This is a genomic window from Flammeovirga aprica JL-4, assembly GCF_012844305.1.
Taxonomy (GTDB): domain Bacteria; phylum Bacteroidota; class Bacteroidia; order Cytophagales; family Flammeovirgaceae; genus Flammeovirga; species Flammeovirga aprica.
The window spans coordinates 23379-39215 of the sequence record NZ_JABANE010000084.1 but is presented as its reverse complement, the minus strand read 5'-3'; the positions used below and the strand labels follow the sequence as shown (position 1 = coordinate 39215).

The 15837-nt window shown below is 34.2% G+C and carries 13 protein-coding genes; 5 read left to right on the top strand and 8 right to left on the bottom strand.

From position 1 onward, the window contains the following. Positions 1–185: 185 nt before the first annotated feature. The 3 genes from HHU12_RS24055 to HHU12_RS24045 form a co-directional block, all read right to left on the bottom strand. Positions 186–827: a SanA/YdcF family protein gene (locus HHU12_RS24055; RefSeq protein WP_169659288.1), complete on the bottom strand. Its 642-nt coding sequence runs from the start codon at positions 825–827 to the stop codon at positions 186–188. A 42-nt stretch (positions 828–869) separates the two neighbouring features. After that, entirely contained in the window at positions 870–1577 is a 708-nt protein-coding gene (locus HHU12_RS24050; RefSeq protein WP_169659287.1) for a DUF434 domain-containing protein, read from the bottom strand. A 68-nt stretch (positions 1578–1645) separates the two neighbouring features. Continuing rightward, complete coding sequence (locus tag HHU12_RS24045) at positions 1646–2131, bottom strand: hypothetical protein (RefSeq protein WP_169659286.1); 486 nt, start codon at positions 2129–2131, stop codon at positions 1646–1648. A gap of 294 nt (positions 2132–2425) precedes the next feature. On the opposite strand from HHU12_RS24045, the gene HHU12_RS24040 reads away from it, so the two are divergent. From HHU12_RS24040 to HHU12_RS24025, 4 genes are all read left to right on the top strand, one after another. After that, positions 2426–4486: a glycoside hydrolase family 2 protein gene (locus HHU12_RS24040; protein WP_169659285.1), complete on the top strand. Its 2061-nt coding sequence runs from the start codon at positions 2426–2428 to the stop codon at positions 4484–4486. Positions 4487–4601: 115 nt separating this feature from the next. Next, on the top strand, positions 4602–5885 hold the full coding sequence (locus HHU12_RS24035; RefSeq protein WP_169659284.1) for a glycoside hydrolase family 117 protein: 1284 nt from the start codon (positions 4602–4604) through the stop codon (positions 5883–5885). Between the two features lie 90 nt (positions 5886–5975). Continuing rightward, positions 5976–6548, top strand: coding sequence for a hypothetical protein (locus HHU12_RS24030; RefSeq protein ID WP_169659283.1), 573 nt, complete (start codon positions 5976–5978; stop codon positions 6546–6548). Positions 6549–6795: 247 nt separating this feature from the next. Next, complete coding sequence (locus HHU12_RS24025) at positions 6796–8751, top strand: FAD-dependent oxidoreductase (protein WP_169659282.1); 1956 nt, start codon at positions 6796–6798, stop codon at positions 8749–8751. Between the two features lie 71 nt (positions 8752–8822). On the opposite strand, the gene HHU12_RS24020 is transcribed toward HHU12_RS24025, so the two are convergent. Continuing rightward, positions 8823–10904 (bottom strand): hypothetical protein, encoded by a 2082-nt coding sequence (locus HHU12_RS24020; RefSeq protein WP_169659281.1) that lies wholly within the window; start codon positions 10902–10904, stop codon positions 8823–8825. Between the two features lie 375 nt (positions 10905–11279). On the opposite strand from HHU12_RS24020, the gene HHU12_RS24015 reads away from it, so the two are divergent. Then, a complete protein-coding gene (locus tag HHU12_RS24015) occupies positions 11280–12308 on the top strand; it encodes a hypothetical protein (RefSeq protein WP_169659280.1) in 1029 nt (342 codons plus the stop codon). Between the two features lie 76 nt (positions 12309–12384). Here HHU12_RS24015 and HHU12_RS24010 read toward each other — a convergent pair whose 3' ends face one another. From HHU12_RS24010 to HHU12_RS23995, 4 genes are all read right to left on the bottom strand, one after another. Continuing rightward, complete coding sequence (locus HHU12_RS24010) at positions 12385–13317, bottom strand: NAD(P)-dependent alcohol dehydrogenase (RefSeq protein WP_169659279.1); 933 nt, start codon at positions 13315–13317, stop codon at positions 12385–12387. 66 nt (positions 13318–13383) lie between these two features. After that, positions 13384–13953, bottom strand: a complete 570-nt coding sequence (locus tag HHU12_RS24005) for a Crp/Fnr family transcriptional regulator (protein ID WP_169659278.1) — start codon at positions 13951–13953, stop codon at positions 13384–13386. Positions 13954–14080: 127 nt separating this feature from the next. After that, on the bottom strand, positions 14081–14581 hold the full coding sequence (locus tag HHU12_RS24000; RefSeq protein WP_169659277.1) for a hypothetical protein: 501 nt from the start codon (positions 14579–14581) through the stop codon (positions 14081–14083). Positions 14582–15077: 496 nt separating this feature from the next. Continuing rightward, the gene (locus tag HHU12_RS23995; protein WP_169659276.1) at positions 15078–15803 is read right to left on the bottom strand and encodes an SDR family oxidoreductase; all 726 of its coding nucleotides are present in this window, start codon (positions 15801–15803) and stop codon (positions 15078–15080) included. Between the last annotated feature and the right edge of the window lie 34 nt (positions 15804–15837).

Below are 15837 nucleotides of genomic sequence, written 5' to 3'. Positions count from 1 at the left end.
TTAAGCCCTACCGTGCTGATGGTACTGGGTTAACCCCCGGGAGAGTAAGTCGGCGCCACATTCATTAAATATAGAAGGTTAGTTAACACAAGATGTTGACTAACCTTTTTTTTTGTCTATATATTTTTGTAAATAAACTTTAAAACTATTTTTCTGACATCAAGCTGAAATAGATTTAATCTATATCAGCCGATCTCTATCTTGTCTCCAAGAAATTTTGGTTGTTTCCCGAATATTAAGTCCAATACCATTTTTACTCTAGCTAATTTTTCCCTCAATTTAGTTTTAAGACCATAATGAATATTGACATCTTTGGCATTAAAACCAATAGCCTCAATGTTTTTAGAATCAGCTATATAAATAGCTCTTTCATTATGGAATTGTTGAGAAATTATGGTGATATTTTCTTGCCCAAAGATCTCTTTGCAACGAACGATTGAATCTAAAGTCCTAAAACCAGCATAGTCAAGATAAATTCTATTAGATGGAATTCCCTTCTTTATCAGATCTTCTTTTATTGTTGAAGGTTCATCGTAATCTTCTGATGAGTTATCTCCACTCACTAAAATGAAATCCACTTTTTTAGCTTTATAAAGTTTGACGGTGGCTTCAATCCGATATTTATAGTACAAGTTAACTCTGCCATTAGAAAGGATTTTGCCAGTACCTAAAAACAATCCCACTTTATTGTAAGGGATTTTTTCTGCTGAATTGTAAGTTTTTTTTAAGGTAGTATGTTTAACTAATTTGTCTGCACCAAAAATTGCAATCAAGGAAAATATTTGGAATACTAGCCCAGTTTTAAATAATGTCTTAAACCGTTTCATCTTATAGTAGAGGGTATAATTTATCTTCTAATCTAAAGAATATTAAATGGAGAGTACATTGAAATTTTCATTATTATCATCAATCAAATATCCACCTAAATTAAACCATTGCTTAGCACTATTCAGAATCCAGCTATCAGATGAAATCACGACTTCATTACTCTTTGCTAAAGTTTTATCAGGGTTAAAAACTAATTCGACTTCCCAATTAAAGCCATGAAACTCACTTAATTCTAATAGTTTCGTTTTCAAACTGCCACTATTAGAAATAGGTTGATCTAAATACCATTTCACAGACCTCACTTTCATTTCTTTCAAAGTATTTCCAATTCTGAGTAATGCTTCTTCTGTTTTGCTGACCCTTTTATAGGTGCCATGAACGCTTGATATATCTCTGTAGAGACCGTCTCTTCCTTTAAAAATAAATGCTCCAGATAGATAGCTTTCCATTATGATTAATATATTGAAGCCATCAATTTCTATACATTTATCACTTAAATTTTCTTTTGATAACTCTTTACTATTTCTTAGTTCAATGGCTTCTTGACTATGACTTATTTTTGAAAGTGCTAATTGTTGTCTTTTATTTAATCTGTATTTGTTCCCGACGATTTCTAATGATATACTTGGTCCGTAACCCCTTGTCAATAAAAAACTTAAATCATCAGCCGCTTCCTTTATTACAGCACAGTATTTCGATGAAAACAGTTTGTCATCATTTGATTGTTTACCTCTATTTCTTGTTGTCAATGTTTATTTTGTTTTAATGGAAAGTTGTAATAATTATAATTGATCACCTTGTAAGGTGTTTTTTTTGTCTAAAAAGAAGGAGGAGTTGTAGTCCAGCCATTGGTTAGTAAAGACTTTAAATTAGGGTCCTTTTTTGTTCCATCAGAAGGACTAAAAATAAAAGCTTTTGATATTAAATAATCACGTAGTCGAGTTTGTAAAATATAGGTGCTAAAAGCTAATGGTATGATAAGAAAAACCCCTAATAAAGTGGAGAAAAAGAAGCTAAGAATTGAGATTAGAACGGCTATGATAATAAGTATTACCCAACTTTTTACCTCATTCTCATAATGATTGACAAAGCAAGAGGAACATCTTGGTATACCTACTTTTATCTTATCAAATTTTATTGACTTGTAAACAATTAAGTTTGTTTTATCATGAACCTTATAAATATCAGCAAATAAATTTCTCTCCATATTATCGGAAAACCCTTTGCTACAAAATTCACATTTACTGTTATGAATAGGTTCTAACCTTAACTTCTTTTTGTTAAAAGTATACTTTTCTTCCATTATCCTTTATGATATATATCCAATAGTTTGACATTTTGACCAAAGCTTAAAAATACTATAAGAGAAGTAATGTTCAAATATTCCTCTATTATTTTTAAATAGTATTACAGTAGTAACTTGTTACTAGGGGGGTGTTTTTAATGAATTCCCATGCACAAATTGTATTACTGCAAACTTAGTAATCTTCTTATTGTAATCATCTGAACATATTTATATAAATACGGTTAAACTCAAAAGAAGGTATCACCTAAATTCCTTGATTTGAGTGATCGTTGAAATAAAGTATGAACAGAAATGAAATATATATTATTACTCACAGCTCTTTTGCACTTAACGTTGGTAAATGCACAAGTACCATTTATTAAAGAACGAAAACCTATTGCACTAACTGATTGGAAATTTTCCAAAGGAGTGATTTACAATGCACAGACCGTTGGTTTTAATGATGCTTCTTGGGAGAAGGTGAAAGTGCCACATACTTTCTCAATGGATGCGATCAATGATGTAGGGTATTATAGAGGGGTGGCATGGTATCGTCATAAAATAAGACTTCCGTACTCAATGAAAGAGGAACGAATTTTTATTCGTTTTGAAGGTGTTGGTCAGGAGGCCGTAGTTCATGTCAATGGGAAAAAAGTGGGGCAACATATAGGTGGTTACTCGGCTTTTTGCTATGAAATTACGGATGTTGTTGAAGTGGGTAAAGAAAATAGTATAGTGGTGAAAGCTTCTAATGCTCCTAATTTTCAACGTATTCCAGTTGATGATGCTTTATTCAATCATTATGGGGGAATCTATAGACCGGTACATATTTTTTCAACTCCCCCTCAAAATATTAAGCCTACATTTTTTGCTTCTTCTGGTGTTTTTGTGGAAGTAAAAGATTTGAAAAAGGATGTGGCTAGTTTGGAAATTCGTACACACCTTTCATCAAAAACGAATGCTGATCATTCAATTTTAGACCTTAAGGTTCTAGATAAAGAGAAGAAAGTTATAACGGAAAAAAATAGAACTATCAATCTGCTGTCAGGAGATTCTATTGTGATTTCTAATACTGAAATACCCTATCCAATTCGATGGGATGGGAGGAAGAATCCTTATTTATATACAGTTGAAGTTAGTCTAAATAGTGGTCAGAAAACGGATAAAGTAGCACAAACATTTGGTATTAAAAGTTTTAAAGTAGATGCTGAGAAAGGGGCAATTTTAAATGAAAAACCATATCGCATTTATGGTGTGGCGATGCATCAGGAATGGAAAGATAGAGGACCGGCTCTTTTACCCGAAAACCATAAAAAAGATATGGAAATGGTCAATGAAATAGGAGCGACTGGTTTGCGTCTTTCACATTATCAACACTCTGATATTACCTATCAATTAGCTGACGAAATGGGGTTGATGGTATGGGCAGAAATTCCTTTTGTACACAATTATAGTGGTCGAGAAAGACAAAATGCTATTCAACAATTAAAAGAGCTTATTTATCAAAATTATAATCATCCGAGTATTTATGCTTGGGGGCTTTGGAATGAGGTAAGGGCATGGAAGAGTAAAGATGAACCTTGTGTGATTCTGACGGAAGAACTAAATCAGATTACACATCAGATTGATAAAACACGCCTGACGGTTTCTGCGAGTGATAGAGGAATGGAATCAAATATGGGTAATATTTCAGATCTTCAAGCATGGAATAAATATTATGGCTGGTATTATGGTGAATATGCAGATATGGCAAAGTGGTTGGATGATGCCCGTAAAGAATATCCTTCCATCGCATTAGGTATTAGTGAGTATGGTGTAGGAGGGAATATTTATCAGCAGGATATCAGTAGACTTGAAAAACCAATTGGTAATTATTTTCCGGAACAAATACAGACGCAATACCATGAAACAACTTGGAAGATTATTAAAGATAGACCTTTTGTATGGAGTTCTTTTGTCTGGAATATGTTTGACTTTTCTGTTGCAGGATGGAATAGAGGAGGTATTAAAAATCTGAATCATAAAGGACTAGTTACTTTTGATAGAAAAGTGAAAAAAGATGCCTTCTACTTTTATAAAGCGAATTGGAGCGATTCCCCTGTTTTGCATATTGCCGAAGCAAGAAATGATCAAAGGACTGAAGCCAATACCTCAGTAAAAGTATTTACAAATTTGGACAAAGTTACTTTAAAAGTGAATGGAAAAACTATCCAGAAGAAGAAATTGACAAACGATATGCACACTGTCCTGTTTGAAAATATCACTTTGAAAAAAGGGAAAAATAGTATAGAAGTACTAGGGAACAATGGAAAGGAAATTTACTCTCATAAAGCGGAATGGTTCCTTGTAGATCAGAAAGGAAATATGAAATAAAGCATAGCACATAATGATGATCAAATTGAAAGAATACCCCTGTTTAGAGACATAATGGGTTTAATTCAAATATCCGATTATTTATCAATTCGCGTTCGATATAAATTCTAATAAAATGAAAAGATTATTCTACTTAAGCTTTATCTTACTAAGCTTGTTTAGCTGTGCTTCAAAACAGCAGATACCTGATAAAGCTTTTCCATTAAAAGTAGCTGATATAGCACCTGACCGTCCGATGAGTTCGGCTATGAAACGTGCTTTCAAACATTATGAAGCACCCCGATTATTGGACAATGAACTGTATACCAATTTCAGATATACAGAGCTGAAAGGTTTTGATTATAATGGAGGAGATGGTACAATTAGCCGTAGAGATCCTTCCAAAATTATTTTTGAAAATAACCAATATTATGTTTGGTATACCCATAGAGAAACACCTTTGCCTCCTCAAGGAAAAGGAAATGCTAATGATACAGTGCCTTCTACAGATTGGGACTTGGCAGAGATATGGTACGCGACCAGTAAAGATGGTTTTACATGGGAAGAACAAGGGGTGGCAGTACCTCGACCACCAAAACCACAACCTGGGTGGCGATCAGTGGCGACTGCTGATATTCTAAAATTTGATGAGAAATATTATCTCTATTATCAAGCGTTTAATGCTCCAAGCGGTACTTATGATGAGGATAAAGATGCTTATGATATTTGCCCTGTGGCTTTATCTGTGGCGGATTCACCAGATGGACCATGGAAACCAGTAAATAAAGTGGTTATTCCTTTTGGAAAAAGTGATGAATGGGATTGGCGAGTGATTCATGATCCTATGCCTTTGGTACATGATGGAAAGATCTATTTGTATTATAAATCAGGGATGGATCAAAGGGATGCGAACCGTAAGCATTGGGATTGCTGGGGCTTGGCTATTGCAGATCACCCTGAAGGTCCTTTTGTGAAACATCCCTTGAGTCCTGTGATGAATTCTGGACACGAAACGATGTTATTCCCTTTTCGAGAAGGGGTTGCCGCTATTGTAGGAACAGATGGTATTGAGCATAATACAATTCAGTATGCTGAGGATTGGGTTAACTTTGAAATAGCTTCTGTTGCTCAATTATTACCAACAGCTGGCGGTTTGTATGCACCCGATGCTTTTACAGACAGTAAAAATGCAGATGGAATAACTTGGGGACTTTCTCATTTTATCAATGCGGGTAAAAATTGGAAAAAGATGTATACAAAATTGGGCCGTTTTGATTGTGATTTAAGCCAAAGTGTCAATGATCCAAGCATGAAAAGATCAAATATATTAATGCCTAATGACCTGTATTTTAAGTATGGTCTTTCTAAAAAACAAAGAGAAAGAATCGAGAATACAAACCATCAAAAATTGGAAAACTGATCAACTAAGAACATGTTAATTTTTTTTGAGTAATTCGTAAAGAACAGTTACATTTAAAGTTGCATTAAATATAAATTACTCTAAATACAAATGAAACAACTTATTGTAGCGCTCTCTATGATGATTGTAAGTCACTTCGCTTACAGTCAAGACCAAGAATTTTTAATTCAAGAAAATCAAGCTGGTATTTTTAAGGTAGGTGAGGATATTCCACTTGTTGATGCCAGAGGTTTATTTTACAAAATGGAAGAAAAGTTTGATGTAATCAGTACGCCTGATGGTGACATTGAAGTGCCTTACGTTTTGTTTAGTTCTGAAGGGGAGAACCTCGTGAAAATCAATCTTGAATTAGATCATAGTGTCAATGCATACACTGATGTGATCAAAGAAATCACTGTACTGTCTCCGAAATACAAAACTGTGAAAGGAATTGGTGTAGGTTCAAGCATTGAAAATTTCATTGAGCAGTATGCTGATTACAAATTATGGTACACTTATATCAGTGATATTTATGTTATTGATACAAAGACGATAAAATCTACTCAGTTTATGTTGAATGGAGAAGATTATGTTGAAGAAGTGAATTTTGATAGTGATTATACTCCTTTGCTGGAATCTAAATTCAAAGCAGGAGCAACAATTCAAACTATTCGATTCTTTTAATTGATAATAATATTTCGTATTACTTAAATACGTATTGATATTAAAGCAATCCAAGTGAGTAAGGCATTTTAAGTCTTACTCATTTTTTATTTCCTAAATTTTTCAAAATCCCATTTTCCAGAAAAAAACACAAGAATTAAAGGGGAGGTAACGCTACTTATTCCTTTTACCCCTTAAGAATCCGCTACATAAGTAATTAATTAATGTCAGAAATGAGATATTTAAAACTAACAATGATTACTTATTTATGAAAAGAAGAAAGTTTTTCAAGAGTACTTTCAAAGGAGCATTAGGTGCCACTATTTTTCCTTTAATGGGAAATTCAGATAGTGTTGACTCTTCAAAATCCTCTCCTAAAAATAGTGTCACATCCAATAATAAGTTTAATCCCAAAGAGCAATGGCATCAAATGGGAACAGGTAAAAAAGCTAGACCAGACAGAAGAAAAACACTAGAATATGATGTTGTAATTGTTGGAGGAGGAGCTGCAGGAATGTGTGCAGCAGTCAGTGCTTCTAGAAATGGAGCAAAAGTAGCATTAATTCAAGACCGTCCCGTTTTGGGTGGTAATTCTTCCAGTGAAATAAGAGTGCATCTGAATGGTGTGAATCATTTAAAAGATGGGAAGCCAGAAAGAGAAACAGGTATTATTGAAGAAATACTATTGCATAATCGTTTTCATAATCCCCAGGACTCTTACCCTGTTTGGGATCATGTGTTATATGATTTTGTGACGAAAGAGAAGAACCTTGATTTATACTTGAATACCTCTGCTTTAAGGGCAGAAATGAAAGGTGACTTAATTGAATCTGTTTATTGCTGGCAATTGACTACTGAAACGGAATATACTTTTAAAGGAAAGCAATTTATTGATTGTTCTGGAGATGGACTTCTAGGGGCAACAGCAGGTGCATTTTATCGTACAGGAAGAGAAGCTTCTTCTGAATTTAATGAAAAGTATGCACCCAAGGAAGCGGATGGATGGCAGATGGGGTCAACTATTCTACTAGGTTCAAAAAATATGGGAAAGCCAATGCCTTTTGAAGCACCTCATTTTACTAAAAAATATGAGGCGGATAAATCGCATAAAGGACGTAAATTAATGCCTTTTGAATTGGGTTTTTGGTGGGTAGAGTTAGGCAGTGATGATGATATAATTGGTGAATTTGAAGACAACAAACACGCATTGATGGGTTACGCTTATGGTGTTTGGGATTACTTGAAAAACTCTGGGAAATACCCTGAAACTGAAAACTATGCCTTAGATTGGGTATCTTCTTTACCCGGGAAAAGAGAATCAAGAAGATTTATCGGTGATTATATACTAAGCGAGCCTGATCTGTTGAATAATGTAAATTTTGATGATGCAGTAGCGTATGGTGGTTGGTCATTGGATGAGCACAACCCGGGTGGTATGTTGAATTTAGAAGAGCCTCCAAGTTATTTTCATGAGAAATTTGATGAAGTTTATCAAATACCATTTAGAAGCTTGTATTCTATTAATGTTCCTAATTTGTTATTTGCGGGAAGAAATATCAGTCAGACGCATATTGCATTATCTTCGTCAAGAATTATGGCAACTTGTGCCTTAGAAGGACAGGCAGTAGGAACGGCCGCAGCATTATGTATTCAAAAAGGAGTGAAACCGCGTAAACTGGGTGAGAAATATATAAATGAGCTTCAAGAACAATTGCTTCGTGATGATGCTTTTATACCAAATAGGCCTTCAAATGATAAGCTTGATCTTGTACAAAAATCAAATGTTATGTTTGCCTCAAGTACAAAATCTGGTAATGTGAAATTACTAAGAGATGGGGTGTCTAGAGACTTTCAAGATAAGGAGCATCACTGGGAATCTGAGGAGCTTCCAGCAACCGTACAAATTGAGTGGGATCAAAAGCAATCGATCTCAAAAATAGAGGTGAAATGTGATACCAATGTCAAAAAGAATATCATGCTTCGAAGAGATAGCCTGAATAATAAAACATATAGTACTGAGATTCCTAAAGAGTTGCTAAAGTCTCTGGAAGCGGAAGTTAGGGTAAAAGGAAAATGGGTGAAAGTAGCTTCCATTGAGAAAAATAAAACAAGATTAGTAAAGTTTGATTTTGATAAAATAGAAATAACGGCGATTCGTATACATTTAAAAGAAACCTATGGTGCTTCAAGTGCTAAGCTGTTTGAAGTGAGGGCTTATTCTTAAAGAAATAGGGTTTGTGAGACAAACATAAGTCGTTTTACAAACCCTATCAATTCATCTATAATAAGAAGTATTTACATCTTCTTTGCAGGAGAAGCACTGTATGACAGTTTAAAACTACCTTCCGCAATTTTACCATCACTGTAAATCACTTTATAACCATATCCAGGAATTACCTCACCATCTTTCGTTTTTTGATCTACAGGACCAAGATTTACCGTAACTTCAGTACCCGAAGAGAAGTTGGAGCGTTGTACCTTAAAATCATCACTGATGTATTCGTGGTTGGTAAGTTCCGCAAAGAAAGTTTCACGGTTTACAGGGCTTACCACTTGGTTTGCAATCTTAATCATCTCTTTCATACCCTCGAATTCATAAGGAGAGAAGAAGATCGTTGTTCCCATTCCAAAAAGGATATTTCTTAATGATTTTACTCTGAAATCACCATTGATTGAGATTTGGTTGTCAGGATCTTGAATTTTACCAAAAATGGCAATCGCATCATGATAGACCAAGTTAAATAATGGAGCACGGTGTGAGAATTGTACTAAATTAGGGTTAGGTAAGTAAGTCAAGCCTTCAAACATATCAAAGTAAGGAATGAATTGTTGCTGACCATGTTCTGTACCATTTACTAAGTTAAGGGAATCAATATATTTCGCTAGATTGAATAAACCTGTATTGTCTTCATCAGGGAATGTAGCGAAAGAAATATCTGTGATATCTGCTTCCAATTCTAATGCGTCAATTTCTTTATGCAAGCTTTTTTGAGCTAGGCCTAATTGCTTGTTCTGATCAATATTTGCCCATCTGCTTCCTGTGTTTTTAAGTTTTCCTTCTTTATCTCTCGCAAATAAATCAGTGTTGAATTCAGGGTCATTTTCTAATGTAGCCGAGTAAGCATGGTAAGAAGAATACAAATAGCCGTATTTTTTTGTCAGATCTACCGCTTTTTTCAATCCCTTTACACCTCCTAAATTTTCATTGATTGGCCAGCAATTTGGAACAAAGTTAGAGAATACTCCCCATGCATGGAAAAAGGCATTGTCTACTCCAAGTTCATCGTGAGTAGTCTTAATAATGTCTTGCAATTCTTTAAAAGTGAAAGCCATTCCAGGCATTTCTACATAATGTGGGTAGCCCCCATAAACACCCATATAAATTGCTCCCTGAAGTTTGTTGACATTAGGGTCTCTTTTCGCTTTATCTTTTAAGGAAACAAAATAACCATCTTTTATCGCTTGTTTTCTGTAAGCCTTAGCCATTTCAACATGTGTTCCCTTTGGGATAAATTCAAAAGTGATCAGTTTACGTTCATTTTCTCTGTTTAATTTCCAAACTGGATCTAGAAATGCAATTCTCTTGTAAGGAGACATCACACCTTTGCTATTAAATAAATACTGACCATTATTGTTGATATTATAAAACATATCAGGTCTAGCCGACACATCTACAATACCCACTACTGCTGTTTTTTCGGTGTGTGTTCCCCACCAAGGCATTGTCAAACCAATACCGTTATTGAATAAAGGAAGTTTTCCGCTTGTCTTTTTATAATAAGTGGCATCATCCCACATACAAAAAGAACCACCGTTCATAGGTGAAATATACGAAGGACAGATCACACCTTGTTTCTGAGGAATCACAGCAGCACCTTTATCCACATCTGTTTCCAAACTAAAAGCGCGAGTAGGGTATCTAAGCTCAATCAAGTTATAATCTCCTTTCTTCACATACATTACTTCCACTTCTAAATTACCGTTCTTCAAACGCAATTCAGTACTAATTTCCACATCTTTTGCGACGGTTCCATCAGCAAAAGCAGGGTTGGTAAATGTTAGTTTTAGTTTAGCTTCGCCCTCTTTTTCAACTTTAATTTTTTTACTCGTTGAAATATTGATGTTCTCTATTTTTCCTTGATTTTTAACAGTTAACAAACCGGCGGCTTGCACCCATGGATCTTCTTTCCAAAGATGATTTGAAGCTTTTTCCAGCACAGTAAATGAACCTGTTTTCTTATCTACTGTTACTTTTATTTTAGTATTTTCAATTACAGTTTGAGTGGCTTCCGTAGTTGAATTAGCATACGTTGTAAATGATCCTATAGTAAAGAGAAAGACCATTAATAATCCAATGAATTTATTATTCCTTTTCATACCGTTGAGTTTATTATTAATAAGCGTCACTGATTGAATTTATTGACAGTATCAAAATTAGGAGTAAGCCGAGAAATGTATGTTGCTCTAAATATGAATAATATTTCTTTAGATACGTTTCCATTAGAAAACAGCATTTATGCTATTAAAAACAACATTTGTGATATTTATTTCAGGTTGTTAGAGGAGGCTAATGAAAGTAGTTAATAATACTACTTCTCATTAGATTGGAGTATGGTAATGCAGTGGAAACAAATTTAATGAAGCAATAACCGGGGTGTCCAAAGGATATATTTATCAAATTTTTTATTTTGATAATATGTCTATATCTTAGAAATGTACTTTTAATTTTTTAATCAATACAGCAAACAAACCATGTCTACAAAATTATGTGCTCATTGCATTTATGCAGATTATGTTGATTATAATTCCATGCAATGTCAGAAAGGAATTGCAGAAGATAGAAGAAGGGATTGCACGAGTTTTAAATCCCAAGAAGAACATACCGCAGAAGAACAAATTAAAGTGGAGCATGAAACTGTAACGAAAGAAATACAGAAGCAGTTTTTAAAGAGGTATGTGACTATTGAGAATACCGATGGTAAGACGCCTAATCAGATTGATCATCGTTTCTATACAAAAAGTGAAACACCCGTTTATAATACTACTTTTTCAACGCTAGCCAAAAGCCATCTACCCAAAGGACAGCTAGTTTCTTTTACCCGGGAGATGATAAGAGATAACCGTTATTTATTGATGAAAAAGGAGGGGGATAGTACAACGTATTTCGATCCTAAGGACAAAACTTTTACTATCTGCAGACAGATTTTAACAAAAGAACAAGAAATAGATATCATTTTGATATCACATGATGATTTTGATAATAACGTACTTATTGTTGATGATAGTAAAGAGGTAAAAGAAGAATATCAAGGAGAATTGGAAAGTTTAATCGATAAAGAATCCTCAAATATAAACATTAGAATAATTGATCAATTGATAACCAACGGAATAGAAAAGTCAATTATGAAACAAGTCGTTTTACGTAATAATGTTTCTAAAATTGAGCTTGGTAAGGTGGCTTCTCATACCAAAATGTATATCACTGAAAATACTCAATATGATAATGTATTTAAGATCATTACTGCTGATGGCAGAGAAGGAATAATGCTCAATCAGGATTATACTTATACATTTGTTGAAAGTAATACAGATCAGATCATTAGTATTTTATCGATTGTAATTCTTGGGGTATTAGGACTGTTTGTGCTAGATCATGTATTAAAAAATTCAAGTTCAGTTTTTATCTGGTATTCTGGTTATGCGGTGGTTTTAGCTTTAATGTTTCTTTTACTGAAAACGCTGATTACTTTGGTTGTAACACCAATAAGGTTGAGGCTTTAACTGAGTTTTAAAGCAATTTTTATGGTAGTTTAGGACATCGTGTACCAATGTCCTAAACTACCATATTAGTCGTGATTTAAATTTTTATAATCACTTTCCCGACAGTCCTTGACTGTTCCATATATCGATGGGCTTCCACAATATTTTCCAACTCAAATTCTTGATCTATTTTGACTTCAAGTTTTTGTTCTTCCATTAGTTTTATTAAATCTGTCAAAGCTTGCTTATGAGGTTCAACAGCAACAAATTTAGCTTGTTTACTCCATAATAATTCCTTGATCATTGTGGGGGAAGGAGTGGTACCTATGTAGGTTCCGTTTTTGGTCAGCAGGTGTTTCGTTTTTTTGAGTGATTGGTTGAATACCACATCAAAAATGATATCATACTTTTGACTAGACTTTAAAAAGTTTTCTTTTTGATAACTGATGACATGATTTGCCCCCAATGCTTTACAGAACGCTAAGTTTTTTGTACTTGATATACTTGTTACTTCTGCTCCATAAGCTTTGCTTATTTGTATTGCCAAATGACCAACCCCACTACTGCCACCATTAATGAGTACTTTATCTCCTTTTTTCAATTGACCGTTTTTAAGTAATGCAAGCCAAGCAGTAGTTCCTGCCATGGGCAACCCGCCAATTGTTTTTAGTGGAAGACGATCAGGGACTTTTACAACATTTTTGGGATGAACTCTGATAAATTCACTGAGTGCTCCTCCTTCAAAATTGCCTAATAAAACGACTACTTTGTCACCAATTTCAAAATCATTGATATCGTCGGTTTTTTGTTCAATTGTACCCACCACATCGAAACCTTGTTTAGTACGAGGTTTCAATAACCCCGAAAATATTCTCAAGTTTCCCTTTCTGTTTTTCCAGTCCACTGCATTTAAAGAGGAATAATGCACTTTGATGAGGAGAGATTTTTTTCTTTTGATCGATGGTTTTGGATTGTTTTGTATTTCCAAAACTTCACTGTTGCCGTATGAAGTATAGATGACTTGTTTCATGCTAATTAAATTTGTTTGTGCAAAAGTACGGTAGGGTGTAATTCAAAATCTTTGTTTATACCAAGATTAAACTTTTACGGAATTCAATAGCTTTGAAAAGTTGGTAGGGTTCATACGTAAATAGTTGGCGATGTCTTTATGTGGTATTTGATTGATAAGATGAGCTTCACATTCCATAAATTCTTCAAACTTTTCCTCAATTCTTAGTGTAGCTTGTTTAATAAAACGGGCATTAATATTATTGACCAATCCCATTAAAGCCACCAATAAAAACTCTAATATCTCATGGTGTTTATTTTTAAGGGTATTAAAATCTTTTATCGATAACCTATAGAATTGACTCCCTGTTATGCATTCAAAATAATATTGAGAAGGCACCTGAGTCAAAAAAGATTCGGGTGCACATGTAAAATGATTAGGTTGTGTGAAGGAAATAATTGTCTCTTTCCCGTGGTTTAGATAATAGGCTTTTTGAATACCTGAAATTGTAAAATAAAGGTATTTATCTGTTTTGTTGGGATCAGAGAGTATACTGCCTTTTGGAAAAGAAACGATTTCCCAGTAAGAAGAAAATTCATCTAGGATGTCTTCTTTTATGGTAAAAGTATTGGAGATGGCTTGTTTGAGTTGTTGCATTTAATTTCGTCTCTTGTTGAAAATGTTTTCAGTATTTATGACGAAGGTTTTACATTGACCTTCCTGCCAAATATAAAACAATAATTATCATCTTACTTCAGTTCAAACCTAGCACTGATCAATATCTTTACGGTTGTATTTCCCTTAATTCTTTAGTATAAGTTTCTATTGAAGGATGTGAGAAACCCTCAATAATGATAAGTCCTGCAAAGAGAATGGTAACCGCAAATGCAATTCCTTTTAGATAGGGGAGATTTACAAACAAAATGACAGCTAATGATGCCAGTAAAAAAGCAGCAAAAACTAATTGATAACCCAAAAATCCATTGTTCACTTTTTCCATTCTCTCATGTTCAGCACGTACAAATTCAGAACTATTTTTCTCATAAGAAATCTTTCCTTCGGAGAGGATTTTATTGTTGAAATTTCCATAGCCATACCCTCCGATAATAATTAAAATGCCAGCTACGAGTGCACCCCATTTCATCCCCGTTGCTAAAGGTGTTTTTGTAACAAAGAAAGTGATAATTCCGGCTGTAACAAGCAAAAGAATACCTAAAATAATAAAATTAATTCCTACCCATTTTTGAGCTGAAGTATAGGCTTCTAAAGATTCTAATATGTTCATATTCTTATGGTTAAATGTGACGGTTGATTTCTATGCTCTTAATTGAATATTAAAATAAGATGTTCAAAATTAATCAAAGAGAGGATTTTCATTTAACACAATTTACAGAAAGATGAACACAATTCACTGTTTTGATATATTTCAATTTCATTATTAAAAAAAATACCCTTGTCATTAGTTCAAAAAGGCTTTAAAAAAATAAACAATGCATGTTTTTATTGATGCATTGTTTACTAATGTATTAAGTACTAGGAGAAAAGAAATTGAACAATAATTACGTGCACCATGACTGAAGTCATGGGCTTATGGGTAGCTATCACATTTTCCAACTTTCATTATAATCTTGATATACCTCAAAGATTTACAGTCTTTATAGCCATTTAAATGCGAATAAGCCAAATATTATAATCACAAGTTGGTAAATGATTGATCTTCCCAAAAGCCTATAATTTCAATTATGGGTCTACGAAACACTCGTTTTCATTTGTCCTAGTACTTAAGTTCGAGTTCTGTCAGAAGGACGAGCGTATAAACCAATATCATCAATTTTCACTCGATCTGGCATTTTGAACACAAATGCAACAGTTTCAGCAAGGTCTTCTACTTGAAGAATATCATAATTTCTGTCTTCCTCTTTTTCTGGGGTCGGTGTCTGAATAAGGGCAGGGTTAAGGCTATGGACCAAGATACCATGTTCATAAACTTCTTCTTGAAGTGCATCTGCTAAACCAACAACCCCAAATTTAGAAGCACAATAAGGACCTGCCTGAGCGTAGCCTCTCTTTGCCGCTTGAGATGCGATATTCAAAATGCACCCCGATTTTTGTTTGATCATGGTTGGAAGGACAGCTTGCATCATAAAGAATGTTCCTTTTAGATTGGTGTCGATGACCATATCCCAATCTTCTTCTGTAGTATCTTGAATTAAACTCCCCACACCAAGACCTGCATTGTTGACCAAGAAGTCGATAGAGCCAAATTCGTCAACAGTTTGTTGAGCGACTTCTAAACAGTTGGCTTTCTTCCTAACATCTAATGCTATTGCGATAGCTTTACCTTTTCCTAAAGCATTAAGAGCTTCTGCTGTAGGTGTAAGATGTTGTGTACTTCTAGAAGCAAGCACTACATTTACCCCTTCGTTAATCAATTTGTGAGCAATAGCTTTTCCTACTCCTGTACCGCCACCCGTAATGATGGCGGTTTTACCTTCTAAGTTTTTCATTTTCGTATTTTACAAGTTTCAGCCGTAAAGGAAA